Source organism: Gymnodinialimonas sp. JB5-7 (assembly GCF_055693405.1).
The window spans coordinates 19,417-32,584 of the sequence record NZ_JBVFUX010000009.1 but is presented as its reverse complement, the minus strand read 5'-3'; the positions used below and the strand labels follow the sequence as shown (position 1 = coordinate 32,584).

At 59.5% G+C, this 13,168-nt stretch carries 19 protein-coding genes and 5 pseudogenes; 8 read left to right on the top strand and 16 right to left on the bottom strand.

The window, feature by feature from the left end; all coding sequences use genetic code 11:
• From ACZ1HK_RS07465 to ACZ1HK_RS07415, 11 genes and pseudogenes are all read right to left on the bottom strand, one after another.
• Window positions 1-631, bottom strand: a pseudogene (locus tag ACZ1HK_RS07465) (hypothetical protein); the annotation flags it as partial.
• Window positions 632-696: 65 nt separating this feature from the next.
• Complete coding sequence (locus ACZ1HK_RS07460) at window positions 697-1,098, bottom strand: phage holin family protein (RefSeq protein ID WP_472628167.1); 402 nt, start codon at window positions 1,096-1,098, stop codon at window positions 697-699.
• A 118-nt stretch (window positions 1,099-1,216) separates the two neighbouring features.
• A complete protein-coding gene (locus ACZ1HK_RS07455) occupies window positions 1,217-1,657 on the bottom strand; it encodes a hypothetical protein (RefSeq protein ID WP_472628166.1) in 441 nt (146 codons plus the stop codon).
• 435 nt (window positions 1,658-2,092) lie between these two features.
• On the bottom strand, window positions 2,093-2,575 hold the full coding sequence (locus ACZ1HK_RS07450) for a phospholipase D-like domain-containing protein (protein WP_472628165.1): 483 nt from the start codon (window positions 2,573-2,575) through the stop codon (window positions 2,093-2,095).
• Window positions 2,533-2,922, bottom strand: coding sequence for a hypothetical protein (locus tag ACZ1HK_RS07445; RefSeq protein WP_472628164.1), 390 nt, complete (start codon window positions 2,920-2,922; stop codon window positions 2,533-2,535). The genes ACZ1HK_RS07450 and ACZ1HK_RS07445 overlap by 43 nt, the downstream gene beginning before the upstream one ends.
• A gap of 312 nt (window positions 2,923-3,234) precedes the next feature.
• Window positions 3,235-3,408, bottom strand: a complete 174-nt coding sequence (locus ACZ1HK_RS07440) for a hypothetical protein (RefSeq protein WP_472628163.1) — start codon at window positions 3,406-3,408, stop codon at window positions 3,235-3,237.
• A 209-nt stretch (window positions 3,409-3,617) separates the two neighbouring features.
• Window positions 3,618-3,824 carry a histidine kinase dimerization/phosphoacceptor domain -containing protein gene (locus ACZ1HK_RS07435; protein WP_472628162.1) on the bottom strand — a complete coding sequence of 69 codons (207 nt, stop codon included), beginning with the start codon at window positions 3,822-3,824 and terminating at the stop codon, window positions 3,618-3,620.
• A 2-nt stretch (window positions 3,825-3,826) separates the two neighbouring features.
• The gene (locus ACZ1HK_RS07430; RefSeq protein WP_472628161.1) at window positions 3,827-4,066 is read right to left on the bottom strand and encodes a hypothetical protein; all 240 of its coding nucleotides are present in this window, start codon (window positions 4,064-4,066) and stop codon (window positions 3,827-3,829) included.
• Between the two features lie 214 nt (window positions 4,067-4,280).
• Entirely contained in the window at window positions 4,281-4,994 is a 714-nt protein-coding gene (locus ACZ1HK_RS07425; protein WP_472628160.1) for a hypothetical protein, read from the bottom strand.
• Window positions 4,991-5,490: pseudogene (locus ACZ1HK_RS07420) on the bottom strand (RNA polymerase sigma factor). The gene ACZ1HK_RS07425 and the pseudogene ACZ1HK_RS07420 overlap by 4 nt, the downstream one beginning before the upstream one ends.
• Window positions 5,491-5,523: 33 nt before the next feature.
• A complete protein-coding gene (locus tag ACZ1HK_RS07415) occupies window positions 5,524-5,655 on the bottom strand; it encodes a NepR family anti-sigma factor (protein ID WP_472627355.1) in 132 nt (43 codons plus the stop codon).
• Window positions 5,656-5,843: 188 nt separating this feature from the next.
• Here ACZ1HK_RS07415 and ACZ1HK_RS07410 point away from each other — a divergent pair, with 188 nt between their 5' ends.
• The 3 genes from ACZ1HK_RS07410 to ACZ1HK_RS07400 are packed head-to-tail and all read left to right on the top strand — an operon-like array spanning window position 5,844 to window position 6,557.
• The gene (locus tag ACZ1HK_RS07410) at window positions 5,844-6,215 is read left to right on the top strand and encodes a sigma factor-like helix-turn-helix DNA-binding protein (RefSeq protein WP_472628159.1); all 372 of its coding nucleotides are present in this window, start codon (window positions 5,844-5,846) and stop codon (window positions 6,213-6,215) included.
• Window positions 6,216-6,250: 35 nt separating this feature from the next.
• Window positions 6,251-6,427 carry a hypothetical protein gene (locus ACZ1HK_RS07405; protein ID WP_472628158.1) on the top strand — a complete coding sequence of 59 codons (177 nt, stop codon included), beginning with the start codon at window positions 6,251-6,253 and terminating at the stop codon, window positions 6,425-6,427.
• A complete protein-coding gene (locus tag ACZ1HK_RS07400) occupies window positions 6,420-6,557 on the top strand; it encodes a hypothetical protein (RefSeq protein WP_472628157.1) in 138 nt (45 codons plus the stop codon). The genes ACZ1HK_RS07405 and ACZ1HK_RS07400 overlap by 8 nt, the downstream gene beginning before the upstream one ends.
• Window positions 6,558-6,682: 125 nt before the next feature.
• Here ACZ1HK_RS07400 and ACZ1HK_RS07395 read toward each other — a convergent pair whose 3' ends face one another.
• On the bottom strand, window positions 6,683-6,901 hold the full coding sequence (locus tag ACZ1HK_RS07395) for a ferritin-like domain-containing protein (RefSeq protein WP_472628156.1): 219 nt from the start codon (window positions 6,899-6,901) through the stop codon (window positions 6,683-6,685).
• Between the two features lie 141 nt (window positions 6,902-7,042).
• Window positions 7,043-7,195: a hypothetical protein gene (locus ACZ1HK_RS07390; RefSeq protein ID WP_472628155.1), complete on the bottom strand. Its 153-nt coding sequence runs from the start codon at window positions 7,193-7,195 to the stop codon at window positions 7,043-7,045.
• A gap of 507 nt (window positions 7,196-7,702) precedes the next feature.
• On the opposite strand from ACZ1HK_RS07390, the gene ACZ1HK_RS07385 reads away from it, so the two are divergent.
• Window positions 7,703-7,921: a hypothetical protein gene (locus ACZ1HK_RS07385; RefSeq protein WP_472628154.1), complete on the top strand. Its 219-nt coding sequence runs from the start codon at window positions 7,703-7,705 to the stop codon at window positions 7,919-7,921.
• A gap of 797 nt (window positions 7,922-8,718) precedes the next feature.
• On the opposite strand, the gene ACZ1HK_RS07380 is transcribed toward ACZ1HK_RS07385, so the two are convergent.
• Window positions 8,719-9,144 (bottom strand): Crp/Fnr family transcriptional regulator, encoded by a 426-nt coding sequence (locus ACZ1HK_RS07380; RefSeq protein WP_472628153.1) that lies wholly within the window; start codon window positions 9,142-9,144, stop codon window positions 8,719-8,721.
• A 205-nt stretch (window positions 9,145-9,349) separates the two neighbouring features.
• Between ACZ1HK_RS07380 and ACZ1HK_RS07375 the strand changes: the two genes are divergently transcribed.
• From ACZ1HK_RS07375 to ACZ1HK_RS07360, 4 genes and pseudogenes are all read left to right on the top strand, one after another.
• Entirely contained in the window at window positions 9,350-9,679 is a 330-nt protein-coding gene (locus ACZ1HK_RS07375; protein ID WP_472628152.1) for a hypothetical protein, read from the top strand.
• Window positions 9,680-9,743: 64 nt separating this feature from the next.
• A pseudogene (locus ACZ1HK_RS07370) lies at window positions 9,744-9,951 on the top strand (DUF1328 domain-containing protein).
• Window positions 9,952-10,060: 109 nt separating this feature from the next.
• Window positions 10,061-10,297: a hypothetical protein gene (locus ACZ1HK_RS07365; RefSeq protein WP_472627359.1), complete on the top strand. Its 237-nt coding sequence runs from the start codon at window positions 10,061-10,063 to the stop codon at window positions 10,295-10,297.
• 46 nt (window positions 10,298-10,343) lie between these two features.
• Window positions 10,344-10,541: a CsbD family protein gene (locus tag ACZ1HK_RS07360; protein ID WP_472628151.1), complete on the top strand. Its 198-nt coding sequence runs from the start codon at window positions 10,344-10,346 to the stop codon at window positions 10,539-10,541.
• A 464-nt stretch (window positions 10,542-11,005) separates the two neighbouring features.
• On the opposite strand, the pseudogene ACZ1HK_RS07355 reads toward ACZ1HK_RS07360, so the two are convergent.
• Window positions 11,006-11,640, bottom strand: a pseudogene (locus ACZ1HK_RS07355) (tyrosine-type recombinase/integrase).
• Between the two features lie 259 nt (window positions 11,641-11,899).
• Window positions 11,900-13,068, bottom strand: a pseudogene (locus ACZ1HK_RS07350) (ROK family transcriptional regulator).
• Window positions 13,069-13,168: the final 100 nt, after the last annotated feature.

The window sequence follows — 13,168 nt, the reverse complement described above, 5'->3', positions numbered from 1 at the left end:
TGGTACGGTCTTCCACCTGCGTGCGCGGCAACATCATCGCCAGCGCCGCACCGGCGGCCAGAGCAAGCCCACCGACCAGCAGCGGATTGTCATGCGCGGTGGTCCGGGCGACCTGTGCTGCACGTGCGGCTTCCGCCTCGGCGCGGGCGTGAACCGAGATCGCCGCTTCGCGGGCCTGGCGGATGCGGTCCTTGGCGCCATCGGGCAGGCCGTCGAGGCCATCTTCGATACGGGCGCGCAGGCTGTCGGCGGTGTCATACAGACGCTCTTTGGCGGCGTCCAAGCGGGTGTTGGTATGTGTGTCGTCGGTCATGGAGAGGTCTCCTTCCAGAATGCTGTCGGGTTGATCGGCTTTGATGGCAGTGTCAGCAGCCGCCACACGGGCGTCGAAGCCCGCCATAGGCGGCGTCTCTTGCCGCAGCCCACCCACCGTTGAGTGAGAGGTTTCGTCATAGGCCACGCGGGGGCCAGCGTTGCGTGTGGCGGCTTTCAGCGCCAGCCGGGCGAGACCGGCACCGGTCACCGCGAGAGGGCCGGGGTTGCGCCGTGCCGATTTGACCGCACCTTCGCCAGCCTGGCCCAAGGCCGGTGGCGCGCGCGACCAGTTCCGCCGGTGCGAATTGCGCCTCAAGTTGCGTCGGCTGCGAGCGCAAAACATCGCGCTCTGCCTGCAATTCGGTCTCGATCTGCTTGGGGCTAGGCATTGATCTGCTCCTTCATCAGGGCGACGTCTTGCTTGACGTTTGCGATGCTGCGATTGGGCAACAACTGCTTGGGTTTGAGGTCATGGATGCCCTTTGCGGCGAGAATTGCCGCGACAAAGGCGATGCCTCCCCCAACGGCCAGCGCGGCCCAGTGAACCGCCCAACCAATTGAAACGAGGGCAGCAACGCCAGCACCCGCCAGCGCACCCAAACCCACGAGGGCGAGAACGAGCGCGCCAACAACAAGGCCGATTGCGACCCCTGCACGGGACAGGTTCTCACCCACCTCCGCTTTGGCCAAAGCCGCCTCCTTGCGCAGAATGCGGCCAATCTGACTGACCACATCTGTCACAAGGTGCGCTGTGCCGCGCCCGGTTTCCGGATCGGGGTACATCACGAATACCCCCACCGGCGGCCGTTCTGATCCGGATAGGCGGCCTGGTTTTCAGGAACGCCCGGGTAATTGTGCCGGTCCGGCGCGGACGCGATGGCGCCGTTGCGTTCGGATGCTTTCATCGCGCGGGCGGCGAGGAAGCCAGCGCGGCCGCGCCACCGAAGAACACGAGCGGATTGCGGCGCGCAAAGTGCGTCACGTCCTGCTGGATGTTCGACAGATCCATATCGCGCACGGCAGAGGCTGCGTGGGCCAAGTTGTCGCCCAGATACTTCACGGCGTCCGAGGCAAGATCATTGCCCTCAAATGCGGTGCTGGCTTCGCGGAAATTGTCGGCTTGTTCGGCAACGCGGCTGGCAACTTCTTCCTTGGCGGCTTCGGCCTTGACGGTCGCGTTTGCCTTGGCGGTCTCGGCCACCTCCTTTGCGGTGTCCTTGGCCGTGTCGGCCACTTCGACGCTGTCGAGCGTGTCATTGTCAAACTCCTTCGGTTTCGCGGCAGACTGCGCGGGCTTTGGACAAAGGTCCTCCGGACGCATCCGGCGAGGCCGAACGCGCAACGCGTCTCATCTGCTTGTGCTTGTTTGTGGTGAGGCAACGGTTGAGGCGCCCGAAGGTTCCAACAATTCTCCTCTGCAGGTGGTTTTTCCGCCTAGACCATTTCGTCGGACAAAGGGCAACGGCTTTCAATCGCGCCTGTGCCTCGGGATCAAAGGGCAACAAAAAGTGGTGTCTGTCCTGGGGCGGTGTATCGCGTGCCTGCCTGAGCAGGGCGTTGATCTGATCCACCACGGCGCAGGGATTGTCGGTGGGATCCGGCGCATCGGGCCCAAGCCAATGGTCGAACGCACGCGGCCAAAGTGGCGCGACGTGCCTGCGCTCGGTGAGGTGCAAGCCGGCCTCCGTGTCCCAACGAAAACTGCGTCCATTTGAGGTTTGCGGAGGACAGGATCGCCTCGTCCTGACCAAGCAGGAAAGCTTGGAATGGACATAGATCAAAGGCGCGTCGTGTAGCACGGCCGCCGGGCATCGGTCGCAGGCCGTGTTTGAGCGGGGGACGCGAGCGCAAGACGGTCACCGAGGCCATCGTGCAGAATGTCCAGGGCGTCCATTTGAACCTGTGCACCAAACTGCGCGTCCTCGGCTTCGTTCCCCTCAAAGGCGACGTCCTCCGGTGCGGCTGGCAGGATCAGGATGCAGGCCAGTTCGTCGCGTTTGTGGCCCGCATCGACCAGTGCCTGTGCCAACGGCTTGTGACGGAAGAACTGCGTCTCCAGATAGATCAGGCCCCGACATCGCGCGACGGCATCCAGGTGGGTCTGTTCGATCTCATTCACCACGGGCTTGGGCGCGATATGGATCAAGTCCTGCGCGCGCTTCGACGACAACGTGCGCGAAACCGGGGGCCTGCGGCGGCGGATCCTCCGGGCTTCGGTCACAGCGCGGAAGCTGGCCAGATGCGCGGAAGCGGCCTGCACAACCGGACCGTGGGCGATGGCTTGAATGTCTTGCCAGGTGCCCACGGCGGGCTGGTCATGGTCAAGCGTATCGTACGGCGATCGTTCAGATCCAGCCCACCGATATAAAGCGCCTCGTCATCAATGACGGCCAGCTTTTGGTGATGGGTCGCGGGCACCATCGGCAAGTCATCATCCGGCTCAACTCCGTCCAATCCGGGTGTCAGCGGATCGGCATCCGTCTGCTCCAATTCGTCCGCCGTTTTGGAATGCAAAACGCGCCGCGGCACGTAGCCTACACGGGCCGGATGCATCACGATGGCAAAGCGCAGTGGCGCCCCGGTCGACAATTCATTGAGAGCCGCCATTGCCGCGCCGTCTGCCACGACCGTCGGTGGTCTGCCGTGGCGATGATCGGGTCGAAGTCACTGACGGTTAGGTCGATTTCCACGCCCTTGTTCGCAGGTGGAGAAGTAGGTCGAACCAGGTGGTGCCGATCGCGCGCGCGGCGTCACTGTGAAGCGCAGTCGTTGGATCAAACACACGAAAGCACCCGCAAATCTTGGACTTCGCGGAAAGGCACAGGGTTTCGAATGCGGGAAAGGCCTCACTTGCCGTGAATAAAACGTCGAGGTCACGGACCGGGCTTGGGTCGTCTTTGGAGTTCGGGTCATCATCGATCACGCTGCGTTTGTTTCCACATCCGCCGCGTCCTCTTCATCGTGTTCGGCCACCTCCGCGAAGGCGGTAAATGTCGCCTCGAACCGGTAAATCTCGGCATCCTGGAACACCTCGGACGTGCCGCCAAGGTTGCGCCCGGCCTCCACCAAGCGCGCGCAAGCCGGTTCCGTCACTGGCCATCTCGTCCTGCACGGCATCGCCGAGCGTGTTTTCGACCGACAGGCTGATGTCGCGGTCTGCATTTGCCGTAAGGCGCACCGTAATCGAGGGCGGCCCAGAGGCCTCCGGTCTGCCCAGATACTTGATGGCGTTGGTCACCGTCTCATTGGCAAGCAGCGCCAGGGGCACGGCCTGATCCGGGTCAAGATTGACCTCATCCAACTCAAGCGAGGTGACGACCTCTGCCTTGAGGAATGCCTGCACTGAACGAGGCCTGAACAACCTCGCTCAGCAATTTGTCGCCACGCACCTGCGCCAAGGTCGTGCCGGTATAAAGCGCCTTGTGGATCGTCGAGAGGCTCATCACACGGTCTTGGACGCGGCGCAGTACGCGGCGCGCATCGCCGTCTGGCACACTGCGCATCTGCATGTTCAGGATGGATGCAACAGTTGTAGATTGTTCTTCACCCGGTGATGCACCTCGCGAAGCAGTAGCTCTTTTTCTTCAAGGCTTTCGGCCAAGTCGGCGCGGTCGGCCAACATCCTGCCGATCATCCGATTGTAGGTTTCCGCGATCTGCTTGAATTCAGCAGGCGGGTTGTCGAGCGTTGCGAAGCCAGATCCCGGATCGTCGAAAGAGAACGCCACCATTCGGTGCCGGATTTCACGCAAGTGCTGCAAAACCAAACGGTCTAGGGCCAAGAACCCAATCCCGAATGCCACGATCCACATCAGAACCGGGAATAGCGGCGTGAGGGTCCAAAAATGGGAACGGAGTAGTTCTGGATGGATCCATTCCAAAGGCCCACCACGTAGACGCGATCTTCAATCAACGGGACCAGAGCGGCCAACCGCTCCGATCCGTCTTGCAGGGTGATGTTGAACGTCACGCCACGCGGCGAAAGCGCGAGCGTTTCCGTTCAAGGTCGAGGGCCTCGAAGATGCCTGCATCGAAAATTCCGGTGCTGGCCGACAGGACTTCTCCCGTTTCGTTTATAAGGGCGAGGTCTACTTCCTCGACCTGTGCGGCCAGAAGCGTGTCGGTCAGGCTGTGTGGCAGCGCGACAGAGGTTGCACCCAGAAACGCACCGGTCTCAGAGTCGAAGATCGGTGAGACAACCGTCAAAAGCGACTGGTCGCCGGTCTCGATATCAAGGCCGATTGTAACGGTCGGCGTCGGACGCTCGATATAGTCCAGCCAAACGGGATCGTCAGAAAGGTCCATCTCTTCGCCGGTGGAAGAACACGCCGTTTGGCCGTCCGCTGTTGTGAAGCTGGCAAATGCGTAGGCTGCCGCACGGTCGACGAACCGTTGCATGATACGCTCACAAAGAAACGGGTCATCGGCCGCTTCAACAGCACTTGCCCCAAGGGCTGAGGCTGCACCGTGGGCACGCCGCAGCAATGCACGCTCGGTGCTGGCCGCCTGCGCCGTCCGTGCCAAAATATTAAACTGTTCAAGTGTCCGGGCATCGCGCACGACGGCGGCCGTTTGGACCACGGCAATCATCCCAAGCGGCAGGATGGCAAGACTCAAGAACAGCGCCAACCGCGATTTGAGCGACGTGACGCTGTTCCACAGGCGTTGGAGTGGCTTCATGCAGCGGCTGGCCCCGAGATCACAGCCACCGTGGCTGCATCGGTCAATTCCAGGGCATCGTCTTCATCGAGTTCCAGAAGCTCGGCCAAACGCTTGGGCCCGGTTCACACGGCTTTTGATCGTGCCAACAGCGCATTCGCACATGTCGGCGGCCTCCTCGTAGGAAAAGCCGGATGCGCCGACCAGAAGCAACGCCTCGCGCTGTTCATCTGGCAACTCGGCGAAGGCCACGGCGAAATCCTTCATGGCAAGCCGCCCGTCAGGCCGGTTTTTCCGAGAGCCTGCGCCGTCATCGCTCCATCCACGTCCGCAACTTCGCGCTTCACCTTGCGGCGGGACGAATAGAACGTGTTGCGCAGGATGGTGAACAGCCAGGCGCGCATATTTGTGCCAGCCTGGAACTTCTCGATGTTCGACCATGCTTTGACGACCGTGTCCTGCACAAATCATCGGCGGCCGCGTGATTGCGCGTCAGCGAACGGGCAAATGCCCGCAGCGACGTAAGATGCTCAACGATCTCGTCGCGGGATCATTTGTCATTTTTTGCGGCCCCTTCGTTTGCCTTGAGTTGGGCAATCAAGTCGAGAAACCGGTCGGGCAATTCATCTTTCATCGCATCGTCGTAGACGCGTTTCAGGTTCTCATCGATCTGCTGTTCCACTCTGGATTTCTTGCTGTCTGAGGCCATGTCTCACCGATACCGAAAAAATTGTCGTCTTGGTGGGAACCAATCAGCGCGCAAAAAGTTCCCAATAAAATGTGCACGAGGAGAAGTTAGCATGGGATCTACCGAAAACACGCGGGATCTGAGCACTGATTTGATGGAAGATTTGCCGTTCCTGCGCCGGTATGCGCGCGCTGACGGGCGCGCAGGATACAGGCGACCGCTACGCTATGGCCACGTTGGAAGCGATTGTTGCAGACCCGTCCACCGTTGCCGACGACCCGTCTACCAAGGTTGGACTGTTCCGCATCTTCCACGGTATCTGGTCCAGTTCGGGCTCACCCAGTGCGGATGAGGGCGAAAACACCGACCTGCTGAGGTGCGCGCAGGTACACTTTGGCAAGCTAACCGCCAACACACGTGAGGCTTTGTTGCTGCACACGGTTGAGGGCTTTGGGTTCGAAGCCATCGCCCGGATCATGGATGTCTCGCAGGGTGAGGCGGAGGACCTTGTTTCGGCGCGCCATGTCCGAGATGGGCGATATGGTTGCCGGTGACATTCTCATCGTTGAGGATGAGGAGGATCATCGCGATGGATCTGAAATCCATCGTCACCGATATGGGGCACGCTGTGACGAGGACGTGGCCCGCACCCGCGACGACGCGATCGCGAAGGGTAAGTGCAAAGGTGCCGGATCTGATCCTTGCGGACATTCAGCTTGCGGACAAATCCTCGGGCATCGGCGGCGGTGAACGCGTTGTTGGCTGATCTCGGGGATCGACCGGTCATTTTCATCACGGCATTCCCGGAACGGCTTCCTGACGGGCGAGAGCGGCCCGAGCCTGCATTCCTGATTACGAAGCCTTATTCCGAGGATCAGGTCCGCGCCGCGGTGTAGCCAAGCGATGTTCTTCGCCACAACCGAGCGTATGGGCGTCGACGCTTAAGCCGAGACACACAGAGCTTCGCACGAAAAAGCCCCGGCCAAGCGGTCGGGGCTTTCGTGTTTGCGGGCGCTGTCAATCAATCGGCAGGCTGTGACGCAACATCCACGCGGCTTCTTCGTGGAACGCGCTGCGCTCGGTTTGCGAGGTCTTCCGTCACGGGGTCCTTGTGGCCTCCTGCCAACTCGACCAGCGCGTGCGGGCGGTGTGCCAGCTTCTCATGGTCGCTTGCGAGGTCTTCCATCATCTCGCGGGCAGACGGCGTCTCTTCTAGATCCTCAATGCGCGATCGTTTCATGACGTCGTTCATGCGCATCGGGGCCCAGTTCGCCGAGGGCGCGGATACGCTCGGCCAGGCTCATCGGCTTGCCGCGAACGCGCCTTCCTCGTATTTGCTTTCGTCCGTCAGCTTGTGGATCCGAGTAAAGCGCCGGGCCGGTCACGTTCCAGTGGTAGGCATGCGTTTTGGAGGCGTCATGCGATAGGTGTCGGCCAGAACATCGGCGAGCTGGCCTTCGGCAGCAGCGACTTCATTGCGGACGCCCGTAGAAACGTCGTCGGCAGTGGGGATGACTTTCAATGTGTCAGACATGAGTGACATTCCTTTCTCTTCCACAATCAACCCGCAGCCCCGGTCCCGAGGTTCCGCAGGTCGGTTGGGGAACTCTCAGCGGGTGGTGCGCGTTTCCCGGGGCGGGAACGTAAAGGATCCCCCGGATGCGCGAAGAGATGGCCGTTCGCGAGGCAACCTCGCGCCAGTTCCAAACTGATTTACGAGGGCGATCCGACGCGACGGCGAAGAAGAGCTGGAGCGCCCTACCCGTTCCTTGATCTGGTCCGCGAGGTCGCCGCTGGTATCCTGATCTCGTTCTCGGTTCTGGGGGAGGCGATCTTTCTGCACCTACCTGCCGGGCACTGCACCGTGGCGTTTCCTTGTTGAGAACCTCGGCTACAGCTTCGGCTTCCTCCTTGTGATCCTTGGCCGGATGCAGCCTGTTCACCGAGAATACGACTGGGCACAACCATCCTGCCGCTTGCTGCGGAACGCTCCAGCACGTGCCGCAGGCAGCCGTCGCTACGGTCGTGGAGCATCGTGCTTGTGGCCAACATCATCGGCGCGCTTGTTGCGGCGGCCTTTATGACGCAGACCACAGGGATCGCGCCCGACCTTCTCGCAACCATCAACGGGCTATCGAGATCTACGCAACTGGCTCCAGCGCCCTCGGAAGGCTTGCTGCGCGCCATCCCCGCGGGCATTCTGGTCGCCTCCATCGTCTGGACGGTGCCGGGCCGAGAATCGGTGGCGAGGTCGTGCTGATTGTCATCTTCACCTGGCTCATCGCCGCGGGTGATTCTCACGCATATCATCGCAGGTTCGGTCGAGATGTGGGTGTTGATCCTGCAAGGCGAGCCTCGCCGGGCCCAACCCGCGCTGTTTGGTTTCTTCCTTCCTGTTTTTGGCGGGCAACATTGTCGGTGGCACGCTGGTCTTCGCATTGCTCGCATGGGGCCAGGTCAAAGCGGAGATCGAGGAAGAAGGGATTAGGGCCAAACGAATAGGAACTGCGTAACCTGAGGTTGCGCGTTAGCTTCACTGAACCAGAAAGGAGAAGACAACATGTCCGCACCCGATACCAACCTTGACCGTCAAGCCCGCCGCCACAAACCCGCGCTCTGGGGGATCGCCATTGCCGTCGGCGCGGCGGCCATTTTCGCCACTCACCGCGTTCCTTGGCGCGACGGCGTGCCCGCCGGAGGACCAAGCGGCAGGCGTGCCCGAAGAAAGCGTCGCCACGCAGTAAACAAGCCACAAAAGAGGGCCGCACCAGGGTTGCCGGGCGGCCCCTTTTCCATGCCGTCCTTCTAACGCATGTCAGATCAACGGTCGACGCAGCGATGGTCACGAGTGCAATTTCGATCCAGGCAAGCTCTTCCATTTGCTCGCGGTCGTGCAGGCCCAGTTTCCCGTCTTCGAGCGACAGGATTTGTTTTTCCCGCAACTTCATCAAGGTCTTGTTCGCCAGGTGGACAGGCCCGACGGAGCCCAAAGCATCGGCAAGGTCCTGCTGCCGATAGGGGAACGGGCACCGATCGCCATCGGTTAGCCCCACATCATCACAACGGGCATAGAAACGCAGCAAACCCCAGCACATCCGCTCCATCGCGCCTCATCTGGCCGATTGAGGCCAAAGCCTCACCCAGAAAGTGCTCGTCCATCGCGGATAGCCACGTCAGGTCGAACGCGCGTTCAGGTTCGGATTTATAGAGGTTCCACAACTCGGCACGGTCGAAGACACACAAAACCATCGGCGTGGTTGCCTCCACGGAATGCTTCAATCTCCCCCATGACACCGGCCTGAAGGCTCCAGTAAATGCGCCGGGCAGCGCGAAGTTCACAACCCGCCTCCGCCCATTGGGTAAGAGCTTGTAGCGCAGGCCCATACCTTTCAGAACCGTGAACAATTGCGGGCTGTTTGAGCCCTCCATCAGCAGGGTCGTACCAGGATCGACTTTCACCTCGCCCACCTTGAAACGTCGCATGAAGGCGATTTCTTCATTGTTTAGAGTGTCGTAGGCCTCGCGCTCGGTGAAGCGGGCAATTTGCACAATCAGTAACCATGACTCTCTTTCGTCGTTGCTATGTCCCAGTTTAATGCACGGCGACTGAAATCGTTCCAAATGGGACGATGAAAGGACGCCCCAGCAGCCCCAAAGAAGGCTGTGGACCCACCGACAGGGCGGCTGGATGCGCCGTATCATCGTGCATTCCAACGTTTTGGTGGCCGAGGATTTGCGCGACATCCCGATGAATGCAGGGGCGCGGGACGCTGCGGTGTACAGCGACTTTGCCGCAATCACGGAAGATGTAGCCGCGTTGGTCATTGCGCCGGGTGGCCTTGAACGTACCTTGAATGCTCCGCAATTCGACGCGTGGCTGAGAAGTGGCACGCCGCTTGTACTCCTTGACGTCGGACATCGGACCGAAGACGCGTCCAAACTCGGTCTCCATCTGCTTGATGAGCCCTTCCGGACCGAGGACGTTGTGACCCTATTAACTAAATTGCAGATCTTCTGACGGTTTCCTGGAACCAATGGCGAGGACAAGGGTTGAGGGTGTGTAATCGATAAGGAGACACACCATGCTACGCTGGGCCGTCACATTTCTGATCATCGCGTTGATCGCGGCCTTTCGGCTTTGGAGGGATCGCTGGCGCATCCGCTGGGATCGCGCAGATCCTATTCTTCGTATTCATCGTCCTGTTCGTCATCTCGCTCTTGGCGCGGGCCGAAGTGGACGAAGCTGACACCACTGGCATCAAGCGATGCGAAAAGGAGCGAACGGTCTGACCTCGTGATCGTTCGCCCCTTTCTTTTACGCAATTGTTATCATTCGAAAATTTTTGGAACCTTCTGCCGTTGAGGCCGTTAACCCACCAGAAACGAAGGAGTTTGACACATGAAAACCGGAACCATTCTCGCCATTGCAATCGCCGCGATCGTTGCCGTTGTCGGCATCTACATGATCGACATCGATCAGACCGAAGAGGCCGCATTGCCCAACGTGACCGTTGAAGGCGGCAACCTGCCGGAATTCGACGCTGAGGTCGGCTCGGTCGAAATCACCGAAGAGACCGTGACCGTGCCTGGCATCGAAATAACGCCGCCGGAAAACGACGATATCGCTTCGAACTGACCCGACCGTTCCACGAAACCGCAACCACGCCCCAAGGAGAACCGCTATGAACCGCGACCAAATCGAAGGCAAATGGACCGAAATCAAAGGCAAGCTCCGTGAAAGCTACGGAGATCTGACCGACGATGACCTGGAATCCGCAAAGGGCGATCGTGAACAGATGGAAGGCGTTTTGCAGCAAAAGCTGGGAAAATCGAAAGCCGAAGTTCGTGAAACGGTCGATAAGGTGCTGAATAGCATCTGACGGCACCGTGTTGCTAAGAATTCAAAGGCCCTCCTTGCGAGGGCCTTTTTCACATGTGCGTTTGCCGGGTAGCTCCGACGAGAGACGGCCAATACTTGTCATGGGCACCGTGGCTTAGCTTGCTGAGAGTGGAGGGTAGGCTGCACCGAGACTACCCTTCATGTTGGCCGGTCAGCGATGGTTGGAAACAGAAAGATTTCCGAAGCCATGGTGCAGATGCTCCGATAGGGCGGTCTTCTTTAGCAGTGCTGCCTGACTTCTCGGCTCTGTTATCGAGACAAGCCATAACCCGTTGTCCGCGGCCAATGCAGTCGAGGGCAATCGGATCTTGGATAGCAGGTGACATGAAAAAACGTGAACGTCGTGATCACAGCCAAAGTTTCCTTCTACCGGCCGCACTCCAGCAAGGTGATCCCCAACTGGATGTCCGCTAAGGAGCCGTCCTTGAAGACGGCCCGAAGTTGCTAGATTTCAATCGCCTCGGCGATGGCTAACGCATCCTCCAGTTCGACGCCCAGGTACCTGACAGTGCTTTCCATCTTGGTATGACCAAGGAAAAGCTAAACCGCCCGCAAGTTGCCAGTCTTCTTGTAGATCTGTGTCACCTTTGTTCTCTGCATCGAATGCGTACCTTATGCGCTTGCCTCAAGACCGATTGATGTGACCCAATCTCGGACGATCCGCGCATACTGTCGTGTTGAGATATGCAAGCGCTCGTGGAAGCGGCCAGGCCAAAGGTACTCGGAGCCAACCATTAGTTCGTCTTCCATCCACTTTCCGACTGAGGCACGCGTGTGCCCTCGGATATCTCAAATCGCACGGGCTTCTGTGTTTTGCACCGCAACACTGACGCACGTTCTTTGATTTGGCCAGACGCCATAACGTCCACCACTTTCATGCTCACGAGATCACACCCGCGGAGTTTGCTGTCGATCGCCATGTTGAACAGCGCTAGGTCACGATGGTTTTCGGCCAGTTCAAGTCGAACGCGGATTGCCCAAACTTGCTTCGGCTTAAGAGGCCGCATTTGACCAACGATACGGCCTTTATTCCAGGCTGGCCGCAGCGCACGAATGGCAGGTAGGTTTTGTGTTTCCATGACTGATCCTCCAATCCGCCATGCCCTCCCACAACGACAACCCGACGTTGACGACGCAGCATATCACAGGATGCTGCGCCTCATTCGAGGTCTGGAACGAGCCCAACCTACTAAATGCGAAAAGCAATACCCTAGAGACACAGACACCAAGCAGATCCTGTCGCGAGTTAGTGCAGACCTCGAATTGACTTGAGATTTGACCCAACGCCGAACCAGCAACCGCAAGTTCGCACAACTCTGCCAAGCGAAGGAAATTCCGCTAAAGCAAGAACTGGGTTCCGATAGGACGCGCTGCCGCGCCAATGGCGCGGGCTTTTTTCCGATACTGCCTGCTTCGATGCGCGGACAGATCAGGCCGCGCGTATCCTGGGTGACGACGTAACGTCTGACCCGTTCGACCAATTCATCACGAATGTGATCGGGGAAGGCACCGTCGATCAGGATCGCCTCAAAATCGATGACGGAACAAGTAGACAGGGCCGCTTTGGACAGTTCCTGGGCCGTTTGCCCCAGCCAGGGGTCCACGTAACGCGCCAACGTGCGCCGACTCTCGGGATCGGTCCAAAGCTGGCGTGGGTCCATGTCGACTTCGTGCAGCCGACGTTCAAGCTGATGGATGGAAGCCATGTCGACCAATTGCATGCTTTCGCCATTGGGCCCAATGCTGCGCAGGGACCCCAGCGCGCCGGCATTGCCTTGGCGGCCCTCGTAGACGGCATTGTCCAGGGCAATGCCGCCGCCGATATAGGCCCCGACGAAGAAATAAGCATAATCCTGGAATTCCTTGCCGCGCCCATACGTATGTTCGGCCTGGCAGGCGGCGGTGGCGTCGTTCAGTTGTAAGACCGGTAGGTCGATCCGGTCTCCAAGCTGGTCCTTCAGATCGACGCCTTGCCACTCGGAAAAGATATCACCCGGGTTGGCGTTTTTTGCATTCCACAGGCTCCGAAGGCAGCGGCAGTGCCGAAGCCACAGATGCGTTGTCGGTGGGGTGGGCTCAGTTCCGCCCCGATGCTTTCGACGCCGTCTTCGACGAAGGCGAAGATTTCTGCGGGTGTGGGGCGCATATAGGTCAGGTGACGTTCGTGGCGTACAGCGCCGGTGAAATCGATTAGCACAAGTTCGGCCGAGCGGCGCCCGATCTTGAGGCCGAAGGAAAAAGCCCCTTCAGGATCGAGGGTGCATGGGGATCGACGGTTTTCCAACCTTGCCACGTACCGGATCACCGCGCCGCACCAGCCCATCGGATTCGAGCTTGCGCAGAATGCTTGAGACAGTCGGAGGCGACAGTCCGGCGCGGCGCGACAGGTCACTTCCGGGCATACCGCCATGGCGTTGGATCAACGACAGGAGCAGGCGTTCGTTATGATCACGAACACCGCTTTGGCTCAGCCCGAAGCTGAGCGATCTGACCAATCCGTCTTCCATTGGCGACTACTAATGCCGTTTTTTCATGGTTCATCCTAGCGCATTCTCTTTAATAAAGAAAGTTAACTAATTAATTGACAGCCCGGTTCGAGATCGTGGC

Bases quoted from the DNA above. Each gene is read 5' to 3' on its own strand.
- ACZ1HK_RS07375 (WP_472628152.1), top strand. From the start codon at position 9,350: ATGCGCCGTATCATCGTGCATTCCAACGTTTTGGTGGCCGAGGATTTG.
- ACZ1HK_RS07425 (WP_472628160.1), bottom strand. From the start codon at position 4,994: ATGAAGCCACTCCAACGCCTGTGGAACAGCGTCACGTCGCTCAAATCG.
- ACZ1HK_RS07445 (WP_472628164.1), bottom strand. From the start codon at position 2,922: ATGGCGGCTCTCAATGAATTGTCGACCGGGGCGCCACTGCGCTTTGCC.
- ACZ1HK_RS07460 (WP_472628167.1), bottom strand. From the start codon at position 1,098: ATGTACCCCGATCCGGAAACCGGGCGCGGCACAGCGCACCTTGTGACA.
- ACZ1HK_RS07410 (WP_472628159.1), top strand. From the start codon at position 5,844: ATGCGCGCGCTGACGGGCGCGCAGGATACAGGCGACCGCTACGCTATG.
- ACZ1HK_RS07360 (WP_472628151.1), top strand. From the start codon at position 10,344: ATGAACCGCGACCAAATCGAAGGCAAATGGACCGAAATCAAAGGCAAG.
- ACZ1HK_RS07405 (WP_472628158.1), top strand. From the start codon at position 6,251: ATGGATCTGAAATCCATCGTCACCGATATGGGGCACGCTGTGACGAGG.
- ACZ1HK_RS07395 (WP_472628156.1), bottom strand. From the start codon at position 6,901: ATGAAACGATCGCGCATTGAGGATCTAGAAGAGACGCCGTCTGCCCGC.
- ACZ1HK_RS07435 (WP_472628162.1), bottom strand. From the start codon at position 3,824: ATGCAGATGCGCAGTGTGCCAGACGGCGATGCGCGCCGCGTACTGCGC.
- ACZ1HK_RS07365 (WP_472627359.1), top strand. From the start codon at position 10,061: ATGAAAACCGGAACCATTCTCGCCATTGCAATCGCCGCGATCGTTGCC.
- ACZ1HK_RS07390 (WP_472628155.1), bottom strand. From the start codon at position 7,195: ATGTCTGACACATTGAAAGTCATCCCCACTGCCGACGACGTTTCTACG.
- ACZ1HK_RS07380 (WP_472628153.1), bottom strand. From the start codon at position 9,144: ATGCGACGTTTCAAGGTGGGCGAGGTGAAAGTCGATCCTGGTACGACC.